At 63.2% G+C, this 16,367-nt stretch carries 14 protein-coding genes; 10 read left to right on the forward strand and 4 right to left on the reverse strand.

Going from position 1 to position 16,367, the window contains the following annotated elements:
- The first annotated feature begins 176 nt into the window (after positions 1–176).
- Positions 177–2,858: a DNA translocase FtsK gene (locus NKI20_RS17865; protein ID WP_352832521.1), complete on the forward strand. Its 2,682-nt coding sequence runs from the start codon at positions 177–179 to the stop codon at positions 2,856–2,858.
- A 76-nt stretch (positions 2,859–2,934) separates the two neighbouring features.
- Here the strand turns inward: NKI20_RS17865 and fsa are convergent, their stop codons facing one another.
- Complete coding sequence (gene fsa / locus NKI20_RS17870) at positions 2,935–3,591, reverse strand: fructose-6-phosphate aldolase (RefSeq protein WP_023762502.1); 657 nt, start codon at positions 3,589–3,591, stop codon at positions 2,935–2,937.
- A 90-nt stretch (positions 3,592–3,681) separates the two neighbouring features.
- Between fsa and NKI20_RS17875 the strand changes: the two genes are divergently transcribed.
- Positions 3,682–5,865, forward strand: a complete 2,184-nt coding sequence (locus tag NKI20_RS17875) for a primosomal protein N' (RefSeq protein ID WP_352832525.1) — start codon at positions 3,682–3,684, stop codon at positions 5,863–5,865.
- Positions 5,866–5,871: 6 nt separating this feature from the next.
- Here the strand turns inward: NKI20_RS17875 and NKI20_RS17880 are convergent, their stop codons facing one another.
- Positions 5,872–6,327, reverse strand: a complete 456-nt coding sequence (locus tag NKI20_RS17880; protein ID WP_352832528.1) for a type II toxin-antitoxin system VapC family toxin — start codon at positions 6,325–6,327, stop codon at positions 5,872–5,874.
- Positions 6,324–6,557: a type II toxin-antitoxin system Phd/YefM family antitoxin gene (locus NKI20_RS17885; protein ID WP_502898134.1), complete on the reverse strand. Its 234-nt coding sequence runs from the start codon at positions 6,555–6,557 to the stop codon at positions 6,324–6,326. The genes NKI20_RS17880 and NKI20_RS17885 overlap by 4 nt, the downstream gene beginning before the upstream one ends.
- Positions 6,558–6,631: 74 nt before the next feature.
- Between NKI20_RS17885 and NKI20_RS17890 the strand changes: the two genes are divergently transcribed.
- From NKI20_RS17890 to NKI20_RS17920, 7 genes are all read left to right on the forward strand, one after another.
- Complete coding sequence (locus NKI20_RS17890) at positions 6,632–7,327, forward strand: aspartate/glutamate racemase family protein (RefSeq protein ID WP_352832532.1); 696 nt, start codon at positions 6,632–6,634, stop codon at positions 7,325–7,327.
- 95 nt (positions 7,328–7,422) lie between these two features.
- A complete protein-coding gene (locus NKI20_RS17895; RefSeq protein WP_352731993.1) occupies positions 7,423–7,818 on the forward strand; it encodes an AGROH133_08824 family phage infection protein in 396 nt (131 codons plus the stop codon).
- A 246-nt stretch (positions 7,819–8,064) separates the two neighbouring features.
- On the forward strand, positions 8,065–8,625 hold the full coding sequence (locus NKI20_RS17900) for a F0F1 ATP synthase subunit delta (protein WP_023762496.1): 561 nt from the start codon (positions 8,065–8,067) through the stop codon (positions 8,623–8,625).
- Positions 8,625–10,154, forward strand: a complete 1,530-nt coding sequence (atpA, locus tag NKI20_RS17905; RefSeq protein ID WP_023762495.1) for a F0F1 ATP synthase subunit alpha — start codon at positions 8,625–8,627, stop codon at positions 10,152–10,154. The genes NKI20_RS17900 and atpA overlap by 1 nt, the downstream gene beginning before the upstream one ends.
- Positions 10,155–10,200: 46 nt before the next feature.
- On the forward strand, positions 10,201–11,085 hold the full coding sequence (locus tag NKI20_RS17910) for a F0F1 ATP synthase subunit gamma (RefSeq protein ID WP_352832536.1): 885 nt from the start codon (positions 10,201–10,203) through the stop codon (positions 11,083–11,085).
- Between the two features lie 70 nt (positions 11,086–11,155).
- Positions 11,156–12,712: a F0F1 ATP synthase subunit beta gene (atpD, locus tag NKI20_RS17915; RefSeq protein ID WP_352731985.1), complete on the forward strand. Its 1,557-nt coding sequence runs from the start codon at positions 11,156–11,158 to the stop codon at positions 12,710–12,712.
- Positions 12,713–12,810: 98 nt separating this feature from the next.
- Complete coding sequence (locus NKI20_RS17920; RefSeq protein ID WP_352731983.1) at positions 12,811–13,218, forward strand: F0F1 ATP synthase subunit epsilon; 408 nt, start codon at positions 12,811–12,813, stop codon at positions 13,216–13,218.
- Positions 13,219–13,269: 51 nt separating this feature from the next.
- Here the strand turns inward: NKI20_RS17920 and NKI20_RS17925 are convergent, their stop codons facing one another.
- Positions 13,270–14,790 (reverse strand): mannitol dehydrogenase family protein, encoded by a 1,521-nt coding sequence (locus NKI20_RS17925; protein WP_352832540.1) that lies wholly within the window; start codon positions 14,788–14,790, stop codon positions 13,270–13,272.
- A gap of 145 nt (positions 14,791–14,935) precedes the next feature.
- On the opposite strand from NKI20_RS17925, the gene uxaC reads away from it, so the two are divergent.
- The gene (uxaC, locus tag NKI20_RS17930; RefSeq protein WP_502898135.1) at positions 14,936–16,348 is read left to right on the forward strand and encodes a glucuronate isomerase; all 1,413 of its coding nucleotides are present in this window, start codon (positions 14,936–14,938) and stop codon (positions 16,346–16,348) included.
- Positions 16,349–16,367 lie beyond the last annotated feature (19 nt).

Consider the following 16,367-nt stretch of genomic DNA (forward strand, 5'->3'; position numbering starts at 1 on the left):
ACAGCGGGCAGGTCGCGCCAGCGGCGTGCGCTGTGAGATGACGATTCGGTTGCGTCGTTCGAAGAGGCTGTCACGACGATTTTGCTGTCCAAGGATCGTTGGCGATCCATTCGGGAAGCAACTGTTAACCACTCGCTCCCTATTGCTCGGCAGACAGTTCAGAGTGAGTCTTGAGAATGGAAGCCAGGCGTTTTTCCCGGGTCAATTTATTGAAGGCAGCGTCGCCTGATGATCCCGAGGTGAAGCGTGACAAGGGCGGGCAGCGAACGTCTTCAGCCGCGACAGGCGATCTTGATCGTCCGGCCCACAAGGGACTGGATGGCCGGCAGCCCGGCACGCACCAGGCCGGCTATTCCGCGCCGATTGTCGATCTCGGCGGCAACAGGCGGCCTTATATGGAGCCAAGGGGCGCGGAGGCGAGCAACGCGTCTTTGAAAAGCGGCGATATCGAAAGTCCTGCCTGGCAGGAATACTTCTTCCTCGCGCCCAACGTGCGTTTCACCCGCACACCAGACTATGAAGCCAAGAAGCAACGCCCGCAGCACGAGCGTGTTGCCGAGCAAGGCGATACAGACGCGCTCCCCACGCCGCAAACAGTCGCGCAAGCCGTGGTCGATCAGGCATCCTCCGTGCCCTCGCTCCTGGCGTTGCCGGCCTCGGTGAAAACCCCAGCCTCCCAGCCGCTGGCCGGCCGCGGAGCCGCCACGCAAAGGCCGTCACCGCCGGCTGCGGCTCTCGCCCTTCCGGGACGGGCCAAAGAGAAGAGTGTCGTAGCTTCGGTGACTGCAGCAACGGGACGAGCTTCCGCGCGCGCGGCTGCCGCTCCGGGCGCGCCGATCAAACCGGCCACTGCCGAAAAACTGCGCTGGCCCTATCTTTCGGATCACGCCTTCTTCGAGGCTATGGCGCCCTATCTGGTCGATATTTCGTCACAGGCCCGGCAGGCCAGCCCAACCTCGCCGGCACCGGTCGTCGCAGAGCCTGTCATCGCCCGAGAGCGGCTCGACAACCGCTCCCCGATGGTGGCCGATGCCACCTCGCTGTTTCGCGTCATCGAATGGCTTCCAGGCCAAGCCTCGAAGCCGTTGCCGGACGTTTTGCCGGCTAACTCGAACCAGGCCATCGTCCAGCCTGACGTATCTGCGGGCATCCCGCTCCGGACCGACGCTGCCGCAATCCTCGCTGCTAAAAGCGATGCCGTTCCTGCGCCGACCGCGCCAGGCGTGGACGTTACTGTCAGGGTCGCCGGCGCTCGCTCTCCGCGCTTGCCAAGGGCCGGGAATATTGTGCTGTCAACCGCAGGCGAACTTTATGAGCTTCCTTCGGAAGAGCTGTTGCAGCAGCCCCCGGAGGGGCAAGGCTTCTACATGTCGCAGGAGCGGCTCGAGCAGAACGCTGATCTGTTGGAAAGCGTGCTCGAGGATTTCGGTGTGCGCGGCGAAATCATTCACGTTCGCCCAGGCCCTGTCGTCACGCTCTATGAGTTCGAACCGGCACCGGGTGTCAAATCCTCGCGTGTCATCGGGCTTGCCGATGATATCGCCCGCTCCATGTCGGCGATTTCGGCGCGCGTCGCCGTCGTGCCTGGCCGCAACGTCATCGGCATCGAGCTTCCGAACGAGACGCGCGAAACCGTCTATTTCCGCGAGTTGATCGAATCGGAGGGCTTCCGCAGGACCAGCTGCAAGCTGGCGCTTTGCCTGGGCAAGACGATCGGCGGTGAGCCGGTCATCGCCGAACTGGCGAAGATGCCTCATTTGCTCGTGGCCGGAACCACCGGATCCGGCAAGTCGGTTGCCATCAACACCATGATCCTGTCGTTGCTCTACCGGCTGAAGCCGGAGGAATGCCGGCTGATCATGGTCGATCCCAAGATGCTCGAACTCTCCGTTTATGACGGCATCCCGCATCTTCTGACACCCGTCGTCACGGATCCCAAAAAAGCCGTCACCGCGCTGAAATGGGCGGTGCGCGAGATGGAAGACCGCTATCGCAAGATGGCTCGGCTCGGTGTGCGCAACATCGACGGCTACAATGAGCGTGCGGCCGCTGCCCGCGACAAGGGCGAGACCGTCGTCATGACGGCGCAGACCGGTTTCGAAAAGGGCACCGGCGAGCCGCTTTTCGAACAGCAGGAAATCGATCTTGCGCCGATGCCCTACATCGTCGTCATCGTCGACGAGATGGCCGACCTGATGATGGTCGCCGGCAAGGAGATCGAAGGCGCCATCCAGCGTCTGGCGCAGATGGCGCGCGCTGCCGGCATTCACCTGATCATGGCAACGCAGCGCCCTTCCGTCGATGTCATCACAGGCACCATCAAGGCCAATTTCCCGACCCGGATTTCCTTCCAGGTGACGTCCAAGATCGACAGCCGCACCATCCTTGGCGAGCAGGGCGCCGAACAGCTCCTCGGCCAGGGCGACATGTTGCACATGATGGGTGGGGGGCGCATTTCCCGCGTGCATGGTCCCTTCGTTTCAGATGCGGAGGTCGAGCACGTCGTGGCACATCTGAAGGCGCAGGGCCGGCCTGAATATCTGGAAACCGTGACAGCCGACGAGGATGAGGAAGAAGTCGAAGCCGACCAGGGCGCGGTCTTCGACAAGGGATCGGCTGCAGCCGAAGACAGTGATTCCATTTACGACGAGGCGGTCAAGGTGGTGGTGCGCGACAAGAAGTGTTCGACGTCATACATCCAGCGCCGCCTGGGCGTCGGTTACAACCGCGCCGCATCCCTGGTCGAACGCATGGAAAAGGAAGGGTTGGTCGGCGCACCCAACCATGTCGGTAAACGCGAAATCATCATGGGGCGGCGCCCGTCGGCAACTGCGCCTGACGATGACGGCACGGATTGATCGGCCGTCGCTTCAAGCTGCGGCGCATAAAAAAGGCCGGATGCCCGGCCTTTTTTCGTATCGGATATCGGATCGCTCAGCCGATCTTCTGGCCGGTCTTGGCCCAATCGGCGAGGAAGGCGGCGAGGCCCTTGTCGGTCAACGGATGGTTGACCAGCGCCTTCAGGGTCGCCGGCGGCGCGGTAACAACGTCGGCGCCGATCAGGGCTGCCTGCTTGACATGGTTCACCGTGCGGACTGAAGCGACGAGGATCTCGGTCTGGAAATCGTAATTTTCGTAGATCTGCCGAATCTCCTGGATCAACTCCATGCCGTCCGCGCCGGTGTCGTCGACACGGCCGACGAAGGGCGAAATGAAGGAAGCGCCGGCCTTGGCCGCCAGCAGTGCCTGGTTGGCCGAGAAGCACAGCGTGACGTTGACCATACGGTTCATCTGGGTGCGGATCGTCTTGCAGGCCTTCAGCCCGTCGAGCGTCAGCGGCACCTTGATGCAGACATTGGGCGCGATCTTGGCCAACGTCTCGGCCTCCGCCATCATGGCCTTGAATTCGGTGGCCACCACTTCCGCCGACACCGGCCCTTCGACGATGTCGCAGATCTGCTTGGTGACCTCGGAGATCTTGCCGCCGGATTTCAGGATCAGCGACGGGTTGGTGGTAACGCCATCGAGCAGTCCCAGATCGTTCAGCTCACGGATATCCTTGATATCGGCGGTGTCGACAAAAAATTTCATGGCAGGTCTCCTGAAGATTTTTATGTGCATGCCATGCACATTCGGGGTCGGCCTTTGATCTAGACCAAAGTCAGGGCAAGGTCACGCCTCATGATCGAAGATTCGCCCTTTGTCGCAGCCGCACCGGTGCTGGTGCCGATGCCCGCCGAACGCCCCTACACCTATGCCGTGCCCGCCGGCATGCGCGTGGTGCCGGGCTCGATCGTACGCGTGCCGCTCGGCCCGCGCCAGGTCGCCGGAATCGTCTGGGATGGCATGGTCGAGAAGGTCGATGCGAAGAAGCTGCGCCCGATCGAGCAGGTCTTCGACTGTCCGCCGATCGACCGCGCGATGCGCCGTTTCGTCGATTGGGTGGCGCAGTACACGCTGTCACCACCGGGCATGGTGGCGCGCATGTTGCTCAGGGCACCGGAAGCATTCGATCCCGAACCATGGATCGAGGGGCTGCTGCGCACGCTTCTGGTGCCCGACCGGATGACGGCCGCCAGGGAGCGGGTGCTGGAGACGGCCGAAGGCGGCCTCGCCTGGACGCGGTCCGGGTTGGCTCATGCCGCAGGCGTGTCGTCGACGGTGATCGACGGCCTGAGGGCGCAAGGCGTCTTCGAGACGGTGATGATCCCCCCGCGTCCGGTGGTGGCCGCGCCCGATTCCAGCTACGCCACACCGGAACTGATGCCGGACCAGAGCGACGCGGCGCTGATGCTGCGCGCCAATGTCGCAGCCGGCGTGTTCAATGTCGCACTGCTCGACGGCGTTACTGGGTCGGGCAAGACGGAGGTCTATTTCGAGGCGGTTGCGGCCGCGCTTGACCAAGGCAAGCAAGTGCTGATCCTGCTGCCGGAAATCGCGCTGACGCATGCCTTTCTCGAGCGCTTCCAGCAGCGCTTCGGCGCCAAGCCGGGCGAATGGCATTCGGACCTGCCGCCCAGGATGCGCGAACGGGTGTGGCGGCAAGTGGCGGAAGGCGGCGTGCGGGTCGTCGCCGGCGCGCGCTCAGCGCTGTTCCTGCCGTTCAAGGAGCTCGGCCTAATCGTCGTCGACGAGGAGCACGATCCTGCCTACAAGCAGGAGGACCGCGTCTTCTACAATGCGCGCGACATGGCGGTGGTGCGCGGCCATATCGGTAGCTTTCCGGTCGTGCTGGCGTCGGCGACGCCATCGGTCGAAAGCCGGGTCAATGCCAGCCAGGGGCGCTACGCCAGAGCCGTGCTCTCCGCCCGCTTCGCCGAGGCAGCACTTCCCCATCTGAAGGCGGTCGACATGCGGCGCGCACCGCCGGCGCGCGGCGGCTTCCTGTCGCCGGTGCTGCTCGACCAGATGCGCCAGACGCTGGAGAGGAAGGAACAGTCGCTGTTGTTCCTCAACCGGCGCGGTTATGCGCCGCTGACGCTGTGCCGGGTCTGCGGCCATCGCTTCGGCTGCCCAGTCTGCTCGGCCTGGCTGGTCGAGCATCGGTTTCGCGGCCAGCTGGTCTGCCATCATTGCGGGCACAATGAGCGCCGCCCCGAAGCCTGCCCGGAATGTGGCACGCTGGATCATCTGGTCGCCTGCGGGCCAGGTGTCGAGCGTATCGCCGAAGAGGTCGTTGCGCATTTTCCTGACGCGCGCACCATCGTTTTGTCGTCCGACCTGATGGGCGGCGTGCGGCGGCTGCGGCTGGAGCTGGAGGCGATCGCCAATGGCGAGGCCGACATCGTCATCGGCACGCAGCTTGTCGCCAAGGGTCACAACTTCCCCAACATGACGCTGGTCGGCGTCGTCGATGCCGATCTCGGCCTTGCCAATGGCGATCCGCGCGCCGCCGAGCGCACCTTCCAGCTGCTTAGCCAGGTGACCGGCCGCGCCGGCCGCACCGGCAAGAAGAGCCTTGGCCTGCTGCAGACCTTCCAGCCCGACCATCCGGTGATGCGGGCGATCGTCTCCGGCGACGCCGAGGCCTTTTACGAGCGCGAGATCGCCGAGCGCGAGCGGGCGGCCCTGCCGCCTTTCGGCCGGCTGGCCGGTGTCATCGTCAGTGCGGTGACGCGGGCGGAAGCCGAGGGCCATGCACGCGGCCTGCGCCGCGCCGCGCCCGAGGCGACAGATCTGTTCGTGCTCGGCCCGGCCGAGGCGCCATTGTCACTGCTGGGCGGCCGTCATCGCTTTCGCTTGCTGATCCAGGGCGAGCGGCGCGCCGACATGCAAGGGTTTATCAGGGCCATGCTGGCCAACGGGCCAAAACAGCGCGGCTCGGTCCGGGTGCAGGTGGATATCGACCCGCAGAGCTTTTTGTAAAAATGATTAGTCGAGGCTCGGCGGGTCTTGCAGTATATTCCAGCACCAAACGTCAAGCGCTTCAAAATGCCTGACGTTTGCTGTAACTACGGTGAGCCCGTTAGCTACCGCCGTAGCAGCGATCAGTATGTCCGCCAAGCCCGGATTCTTCCCTTTCGCAGAGACTGCTTCCTCCATTCGGCCCGCTCTTCGCGCTATATCGGCATTGACCGCTAGAATCCGATCTGCAAATCCCTCAATGGTGTCGTTGAGCCAGACGGTGAGGCTGTCCGCGCGGTTTTTGGCCCCAGCGCGATCGAGCTTGCGTATGCCTTTCTCGATTTCGGTGATCGCAATAACCGGTATGAAGAGCGTTTGCTCTTCACCTTGCGCTACAATCCAATTGGCGACACCTTTCGCAAGCGCCGGCCTGCCGGGAGCGAACGCGGATAAGATGGAAGTGTCGAGAAGATAACCGCTCAAAGGTCGATATCCCGCGACGGTGACTCGTTCCTTTCAAGCTCGATCCCTCCCGGATAGGTCAGGAGAAACTCCCCGAAGTTTCGACGCTTGGCTGGATAAAGCTTGTGTAAGTCCTCGACCGAGACGACGGCCGCTGCCGGCTTGCCGTGCTTTGTGATAATGGTGGGCTCTCCGCTCTCTGCGGCCTCGACGAGCGCCGAGAACCCTGCCTTGGCCTCCCGAACCTGCATCGTTCTCACGGCAAATCTCCTTGTGGTCTCATGTGGTCATAATATAAGAATTATACGGCAAAGGAACAGCCCTTATGAAAACCCTTGGCCTTCTGGGCGGCATGAGCTGGGAATCGACGGCCATCTACTATCGCCTGCTCAACGAGATCGTGCGCGAGCGGCTGGGCGGGCTGCATTCGGCCAAATTGCTGCTGTGGTCGTTCGACTTCGCTGAGATCGCCGAGCGGCAGCACCACGGCGACTGGGAGGGCGCCGGCGTGCTTCTTGTCGAAGCGGCGCGCAAGCTCGAGGCAGGCGGCGCGGAAGGCCTTCTTCTATGCACCAACACCATGCACAAACTGGCCGACCAGGTGCAGGCGTCGGTGTCGATCCCGTTGATCCACATCGCCGACGCCACGGCGGTGGCAGTCAAGCGCGCCGGCATGCAGCGCCCGGCACTGCTGGCGACGCGTTTCACCATGGAACAGGATTTCTACAAGGGCCGGCTCGCCGACAAGTTTGGCTTGAGCCCCGTCGTGCCCGACGCGGCCGGGCGCGACATGATCCATCGCGTCATCTACGACGAACTGTGCCAGGGCATTGTCACCGAAATCTCGAAGGCGGCCTATATCGCCGAGACCGAACGCCTGCGCCGCGAAGAGGCCGCCGACAGCGTCATCATGGGCTGCACCGAGATCACCATGCTCATCGGCCAGCAGGATTTCGACATCCCGGTCTTCGACACGACGCGCATCCATGCCGAGGCGGCGATCGAATTTGCGCTCAGTTGAGGTGTTTCGCCCAAAGTGCCGGGAGCCATCTGGCGCCGGGTTTTTCCTCCGCTAGAATGCCCCGAAATTGCAAACAGGCATTTTGAGGGGACAAGATGGATTTTGCGCTTCCGTGGCCGACGAGCCAGGGCGAATGGCTAGCCTGGTCGAGTGCCGTCATTACCGTGCTGCTCGGACTTCTGTTCTTTCTGGCACCTGGCCTCGCCTTTCGTGCCCTGCGCTTGCAGGCCAAGCCTGAGAAGGCTGCGGCGATCGCCGAGGGACGCGGCAGAATGTCGGGCTTCTATCTGGGCGTCGGCCTGTGTTGCATCCTCTTGGCGCAGCCGCTGATCTACATGACGCTTGGCTTCTCCTGGCTGTTCACCGCCTTTGGTCGGCTGCTGTCGATGATGTCGGATGGCGCCAACACGCCATTCAATTGGGTTTCCATCGTGGTGGAATTGGCCCTGGCGGCGCTGCCGCTTGCCTTCGCCTTTGGCTTTCTGCCTTGAATCGTTAGGTATTCCGCGATGGAAGGGCGGCGACTTTCGCCGGATGCGACAATAGTGCCTGAAAACCATGCGGAACGACGCATTGCGGTCTTAAAATGCCTGTGCTAGACGGCAATCGACTTTCGGCCGGGGATAGCGGAAGCCGCGCCTCCGTGCTCGAAAAAATGCAGTAAGGTCAAAGATTTAGCCAGAGTTTTTGCTCGCGCCAACAATCTACGGCCTGTCAGACAAGAGAAAAGACGGTCCGTGGCTCAATCGTCATCGCCAATCTCAGGTGTCGCAGAACGTTATGCGGGTTCGCTGTTCGAACTCGCCCTGCAGGCAAATTCCGTCGCCAAGGTCGAAGCCGACCTCAATAGCTTCGAAGCCATGCTGGCAGGCAGCGCCGATCTTACCAGGCTGATCAACAGCCCGGTGTTTTCCAGCGAGGATCAGGCCAAAGCCATCGCGGCGATCGCCGACAAGGCCGGGATTGCCGGCCTCACCGGCAATTTCCTGCGAGTCGTCGCCCGCAACCGCCGCCTGTTCGCCATTCCCGGCATGATCAGGGCGTTCCGCCAGATATCAGCTGAACATCGTGGCGAGACTGCTGCCGAAGTGACTTCGGCACATGAGCTGACGGCAGCCCAGCAGACCGAACTCAAGGCCGCGCTGAAGAGCGTTGCCGGCAAGGACGTGGCCATCTCCGTCACCGTCGATCCGTCGCTGCTTGGCGGGCTGGTGGTCAAGATGGGCTCGCGCCAGATCGATACGTCGCTCAAAACCAAACTCAATTCGCTCAAGCTTGCACTGAAAGAGGTCGGCTGATGGACATCCGCGCCGCGGAAATTTCCGCAATTCTGAAAGACCAGATCAAGAATTTCGGCAAGGAGGCCGAGGTCTCCGAAGTTGGACAGGTGCTGTCCGTCGGTGACGGTATCGCCCGTGTCTACGGCCTCGACAATGTCCAGGCCGGCGAGATGGTCGAATTCCCGGGCGGTATCCGCGGCATGGCGCTCAACCTCGAGGCCGATAATGTCGGCGTCGTCATCTTCGGCGCCGACCGCGACATCAAGGAAGGCGACATCGTCAAGCGCACCGGCGCCATCGTCGACGTTCCCGTCGGCCCCGGCCTGCTCGGCCGCGTCGTCGACGCGCTCGGCAATCCGATCGACGGCAAGGGCCCGATCAAGGCAGTCGAGCGCAAGCGCGTCGACGTCAAGGCGCCCGGCATCATCCCGCGCAAATCGGTGAACGAGCCGATGTCGACCGGCCTCAAGGCCATCGATGCGCTGATCCCGGTCGGCCGCGGCCAGCGCGAGCTGGTCATCGGCGACCGCCAGACCGGCAAGACCGCTATCATCCTCGACACCATGCTCAACCAGAAGTCGGTGCACGACAACGGCCCCGAGAAGGAAAAGCTCTACTGCGTCTACGTCGCCGTCGGCCAGAAGCGATCGACCGTCGCGCAGTTCGTCAAGGTGCTGGAAGAGCGCGGCGCGCTCGAATATTCGATCATCATCGCCGCTACCGCTTCCGATCCGGCGCCGATGCAGTTCCTGGCGCCATTCGCCGGCGCCACCATGGGCGAGTACTTCCGCGACAACGGCATGCATGCGCTGATTAGCTATGACGATCTGTCGAAGCAGGCCGTCGCCTATCGCCAGATGTCGCTGCTGCTGCGCCGCCCGCCGGGCCGCGAAGCCTATCCCGGCGACGTCTTCTACCTGCATTCGCGCCTGCTCGAGCGGGCCGCCAAGCTCAACGACGATCTGGGCGGTGGTTCGCTGACCGCATTGCCGATTATCGAAACGCAGGCCAACGACGTGTCGGCCTACATCCCGACCAACGTGATCTCGATCACCGACGGCCAGATCTTCCTCGAAACCAACCTGTTCTTCCAGGGCATCCGTCCTGCCGTGAACGTCGGCCTGTCGGTCAGCCGCGTCGGCTCGGCCGCGCAGATCAAGGCGATGAAGCAGGTTGCCGGGTCGATCAAGGGCGAGCTTGCGCAGTATCGCGAAATGGCGGCCTTCGCGCAGTTCGGCTCGGATCTCGATGCCGCCACGCAACGCCTGCTCAACCGTGGGTCGCGCCTGACCGAACTCCTCAAGCAGCCGCAGTTTTCGCCGCTGAAGACGGAAGAGCAGGTCGCGGTGATCTTCGCCGGCGTCAATGGTTATCTCGACAAACTGCCGGTCAATCAGGTCGGCAAGTTCGAGCATGGCCTGCTCAGCCACATGCGTGCAGCCGGCAAGGACATTCTCGACGCCATCCGCAAGGAAAAGGCGCTGTCGGACGATCTGCGCGCCAAGCTGAAGGCCGAGATCGACGCTTTCGCCAAGACCTTCGCCTGAGCGAAGCGCCAGTCGGGATGAGACAAGACGGGATCAGGTTTGAAGCATGCCTTCATTAAAAGACCTTCGTAACCGCATCGCCTCGGTCAAGGCGACGCAGAAGATCACCAAGGCGATGCAGATGGTCGCCGCGGCGAAGCTGCGCCGCGCGCAAGAGGCCGCGGAAGCGGCGCGCCCCTATTCGGAGCGCATGGGTTCCGTGCTGGCCAACATCACCCAGGCAATCGGCGGCGGCGGCGATGCCCCGGCGCTGATGACCGGCACTGGCAAGGATGACGTGCATCTGCTCGTCGTCTGCACTGCTGAGCGCGGCCTGTGCGGCGGCTTCAATTCGCAGATCGCCCGTCACGCGCGAGACCATATCCGCAAGCTGCTGGCCGACGGCAAGCACGTCAAGATCATCTGCGTCGGCAAGAAGGGTTTCGACATCCTGCGCCGCGACTATGCGTCGCTGATCATCGACCGCGTCGATCTGCGCGAGGTCAAGACGCTTGGTTTCGTCAACGCCGATGCCATCGCCAAGAAGGTCATCCACCTCTTCAACGAGGGCAGCTTCGACATCTGCACGCTGTTCTATTCGCAGTTCAAGTCGGTGATCAGCCAGATTCCGACAGCGCAGCAGATCATTCCGGCGGGCGTTGCTTCGGCTCAGGCGGAAGTGACGGATGGCGGAAACGCCGTCTATGAATACGAACCGGAGCCGGGCGAAATTCTCTCCGACCTCATTCCGCGCAACATCTCGGTGCAGGTTTTCCGGGCGCTGCTCGAAAACGCGGCCGGCGAAATGGGCGCCAAGATGAGCGCCATGGACAATGCGACGCGCAACGCCGGCGAGATGATCAACAAGCTGTCGATCACCTACAACCGCCAGCGGCAGGCGCAGATCACCAAGGAACTGATCGAAATCATTTCGGGCGCCGAGGCGCTCTAGGCGCGGTCCGCGGGTCATCGACCCGCGACCGGACCGCGTGAGAAACAAAGGACGAAAAAGGGTAAAGACGATGGCGAAAGCAGCGACCCCCCAGAAGGCAGCTCCGAAGGCAGCAGCCGCGAAGACCGCAGCCCCCGCGAAGGCGGCGGCCAAGGCTCCAGCAGCGAAGGCAGCTCCGGCCAAGACGGCCGCCGTGGCCAGCAAGGCAACCGGCGTTGTAGGCAAGGTTCGCCAGGTCATCGGCGCCGTTGTCGACGTGCAGTTCGGCGATCACCTGCCGGCGATCCTGAACGCGCTCGAGACGACCAATGTCGGCAACCGCCTCGTGCTCGAAGTTGCCCAGCATCTGGGTGAAAACACCGTGCGCTGCATCGCCATGGACTCGACCGAAGGTCTGGTTCGCGGCCAGGACGTGCGTGACACAGGCGCGCCGATCACCGTGCCGGTCGGCCCGGGCATGCTCGGCCGCATCATCAATGTCATCGGCGAGCCGGTCGACGAAGAAGGCCCTGTCGACGCGATCGAAATGCGCTCCATCCACCAGCCGGCTCCGACCTATGTCGAGCAGTCTACGGAAGCACAGATCCTGATCACCGGCATCAAGGTGCTCGACCTGTTGGCTCCCTACGCCAAGGGCGGCAAGATCGGCCTGTTCGGCGGCGCCGGCGTCGGCAAGACCGTGCTGATCCAGGAACTGATCAACAACATCGCCAAGGCGCATGGCGGCTACTCGGTGTTCGCCGGCGTCGGCGAGCGCACCCGCGAAGGCAACGATCTCTATCACGAGTTCATCGAATCCGGCGTCAACAAGAAGGGCGGCGGCGAAGGCTCCAAGGCCGCACTCGTCTACGGCCAGATGAACGAGCCGCCGGGCGCGCGTGCCCGCGTCGGCCTGACCGGCCTGACGGTTGCCGAATATTTCCGTGACCAGGGCCAGGACGTGCTGTTCTTCGTCGACAACATCTTCCGCTTCACGCAGGCGGGTTCGGAAGTGTCGGCTCTGCTCGGCCGTATCCCGTCGGCGGTCGGCTATCAGCCGACGCTTGCCACCGACATGGGCGCGCTGCAGGAACGCATCACCACCACCACCAAGGGCTCGATCACCTCGGTGCAGGCCATCTACGTGCCCGCCGACGACTTGACCGATCCGGCGCCGGCGACCTCGTTCGCCCACCTTGACGCGACGACGACGCTCAACCGCGCCATCGCCGAAAAGGGCATCTATCCGGCCGTCGATCCGCTCGATTCGACCTCGCGCATGCTCGACCCGCTGGTCGTCGGCGACGAGCATTATGGCGTCGCGCGCCAGGTGCAGTCGATCCTCCAGCGCTACAAGTCGCTGCAGGACATCATCGCCATCCTAGGCATGGACGAGCTGTCGGAAGAGGACAAGCAGACCGTGGCTCGCGCCCGCAAGATCGAGCGCTTCCTGTCGCAGCCCTTCTTCGTCGCCGAAGTGTTCACCGGCGCGCCGGGCAAGCTGGTCGACCTCGCCGATACCATCAAGGGCTTCAAGGGCCTCTGTAACGGCGATTACGATCACCTTCCGGAAGCTGCCTTCTACATGGTCGGCGGCATCGAGGAAGCGGTCGAGAAGGCACAGCGCCTGGCGGCTGAAGCGGCGTAATCAAGCGAATAGCGAATAGGGAGTAGCGAATAGGGAATATGGGCCGGCGAATTCTTCTGACTACTCGCTACTCGCTATTCGCTATTCGCTAAATTGACATGGCTGAAGCTTTCAAGTTCGAACTGGTCTCGCCGGAGCGCCTGCTGGTTTCCGCCGAGGTCGAATCCGTCGTCATTCCGGGCGCCGAAGGCGAGATGACCGTGATGGCGCATCACGCTCCGGTCATGACCACGATCAAGCCGGGTGTCGTCACGGTGAAGACTGCGGCGGGCGGCGAAGAACGCTATGTGGTGTTCGGCGGCTTCGCCGACATCGTTCCGGCCGGCTGCACGCTGCTGGCGGAATCGGCTGTCGCGGTGAAGGATGTCGACCGCGCCGATCTCGCGCGCCGCATCCAGGAAGCCAGGGAAGACGCCGCCGACGCCAAGGACGACCAGGTGCGAAGCAAGGCTGAACAGTTCCTTAGCCAGCTCACCACGCTGGAAGCTGCCATCTTGCCGGCGTAAAGTCTGCTTCAGACGATTGATCGAAAAGCGGGGCCTTGCCTCGCTTTTTTGTTAGATGCCCAATGCAGCGAAGGCAGCTGCCGGTCCGCCACGGCGTAGCTGTTCGAGATGGGCGGTCGTGAGATCCATCACATTTGCGCGCCCGGACTCCTCCTTGGCAAAGCCAGCCAGATCAAAAACCGACACGACGGTTTCCGCGGCCGACAGGCGCTTGTCGCCGATTGCTGTCAACGCCGCGTCAAGCGGATCGGTGAAATGGCTCTCCGGCAAGGTCTTGCCGCGTGCTTCGCAGGCCGCGATCCAGGCGGCGATCGCCAGTGTCAGGTGTTCGGGCACAGCGCCGGCTTCGATGCTCTCCAGGGCGGAAGCGACGATGCGCTGCGGCAATTTCTGGCTGCCGTCATTGGCGATCTGCGCCGTGCGGTGGGCGAGAGCGGTGTTCGAAAAACGCTCGGCCAGTTCAGCCGTATAGCTTGCCGTAGCCAGCCCGGCATTCTTTGGCAGCGTTGGAATGGCCTCAGCCCAGAGCGCATCGACAAAGGCCCGTATCGCCGGATCGGCGAAGGCGCGATCGACGGTGGCATGGCCGCTGAGCAGGCCGAGGTAGGCGATGGCCGAATGCGAGCCGTTGAGCAGGCGTAGCTTCATGTCCTCGAAGGGCCTGACGTCGTTGACCATGGTGACGCCGAACCGTTCCCAGGCCGGGCGGCCGCCTGGGAAATTGTCTTCGACTACCCACTGGCAGAATGGCTCGGTCATAACAGGCCAAGCATCTTCGACGCCAAGCTCGACAGCGATCCGCGCCCGGTCGGCATCTGTGGTCGCCGGTACGATGCGGTCGACCATGCTCGACGGAAAGGCGACCGCATCGGCGATGTGTTTGGCGAGTGTGGCATCGCCCTTCGCGCCGAGCCTGGCATCTCGCATTTCGGCGAATTCAATCAGCAGCCGGTGCAGCGTGGCCCCGTTGGCCGGCAGGTTGTCGCAGCACAGCACGGTGAAGGGCGGCGTGCCGGCGGCGCGTCGCCGGGCAAGCGCCTCGGTTAGGAAACCATGCGCCGTCTTCGGGATTTTCGGATTTGCCAGGTCGTTGACGATATCGGGATGGGCGGCGTCCAATCCACCGCCAGCCGCCCGCAGATAGGCCTTTTCGGTGATCGTCAGCGTGACGATGCGCGTGCGCGGATCGGTCAGCGCGGCCAGCACCGCGCTTGGGTCTTCCGGCGCCACCAGCATCGCGGCGATCGAGCCGATGACCTGAAGCTTTTCGGTTCCACTGCTTCTGATTGCCAGCGTATAGAGCCCATCCTGCGGCATGAGCGCGTCGTGCGTGTCGGCGCTGCGCAGCGACACACCGACGATGCCCCAGCCTGTCTCGCCTGCCGCCAGGCAATCGTCGATATAAGCTGCCTGATGGGCGCGATGGAAGGCGCCGACACCGAGATGCACGATACCCGGGACGACGCGGCTGCGATCATACGAAGGCGTCGCGATCGAAGCCGGCAATGTCCGCGCCGTTATCGATGAAAGGCGTTTGGTCGTCGTGGCGCGGCTGGTCTGTTCGGATGGCATGAAATCGCCCTCGGGGAGTGGTCGGCAAGCGGCGTAACATCCAGACTTCTGCCACACAATGGGATTGAAAGTCATCATACAACAAGCGAGTTTTTGTATGTTGACATTATTTCTTGTCGACCCTACCAAATGGCCGTCTGGGAGGATGATCGTGGCACTGACCAATGCGGATTTGCTGTTTCCCGCCGAGGCGCATCCGCGCTCGATCGCCCGCGATCTCTATGCCGGGATCAAGGATCTGCCCCTGGTCAGCCCGCATGGTCACACCGATCCGCGCTGGTACGCGCTGAACGAGCCGTTCCCGGATCCGGCGCAATTGCTCATCGTGCCGGACCACTACATCTTCCGCATGCTGTTCAGCCAGGGGGTTCGCCTCGAGGATCTCGGCGTGGCGACGCTCGACGGCGCGTCGGTGGAGACCGACGGCCGGGCGATCTGGCGGCGCTTTGCCGAGCACTATTATCTGTTTCGGGGCACGCCGACCCGGCTGTGGTTCGATCATGTGCTCGCCGATCTGTTCGGCATCGGCGAACCGCTGACCGCGGCGACCGCCGACAGCCACTACGACACCATCGCAACGCTGCTGCAGTGGGAGAATTTCCGCCCGCGCGCGCTGTTCGAGCGCTTCAATATCGAGGTCATCGCGACGACCGAGGGCGCGCTCGACGATCTCAAATGGCACCAGATGATCCGCGACAGTGGCTGGCAGGGCCGCGTCGTGACGGCTTACCGGCCTGACGCGGTCGTCGATCCAGACTTCGAGGGGTTTTCAACCAATCTCGACCGGCTCGGCGAAATCGCCGGCTGCGACACCGGCAACTGGACTGGCTATCTCGATGCGCACCGCCAACGGCGCGCCTTCTTCAAGAGTTTTGGCGCGACCTCGTCCGACCACGGCCATCCGACGGCGGAGACCGCCAATCTCTCCGAAGCGGCGGCCGAGGAGCTGTTCAATCGGATTCGCCGTGGTTCCGACGACGAGCGCGAGCGGAAACTGTTCCGCGCTCAGATGCTCACGGAGATGGCCAAGATGAGCCTCGACGATGGGCTTGTCCTGCAGATACATCCCGGCTCCTGGCGCAACCATTCGCCCGCGATCTTCCAGAAGTTCGGCCGCGACAAGGGTTTCGATATCCCGACCCGGACCGACTATGTGACGGCGCTGAAACCGCTGCTCGACTGCGTCGGGCTGGAGCGCGACCTCACGATCATCCTCTTCACGCTCGACGAGACCAGCTATGCGCGCGAACTGGCGCCGCTTGCCGGCGTCTATCCGGCGCTGAAGCTCGGGCCTGCCTGGTGGTTTCACGACAGCCCGGAAGGCATGCGGCGCTTCCGCGAGATGACCACCGAGACGGCCGGCTTTTACAACACCGTCGGCTTTAACGACGACACCCGCGCCTTTCCATCCATTCCGGCGCGTCACGATGTGGCGCGCCGGGTCGACTGCGCGTTCCTCGCGCGTCTCGTCGCCGAGCACAGGCTGCGCGAAGACGAGGCGCATGAGCTGGCGCGGGAGCTTGCCTACACGCTTGCGAAGAAGGCGTACCGGCTCTGAGCCGGGCGCTACGATCTTA

The organism is Mesorhizobium sp. M0830, assembly GCF_040319965.1.
Classification (GTDB): domain Bacteria; phylum Pseudomonadota; class Alphaproteobacteria; order Rhizobiales; family Rhizobiaceae; genus Mesorhizobium.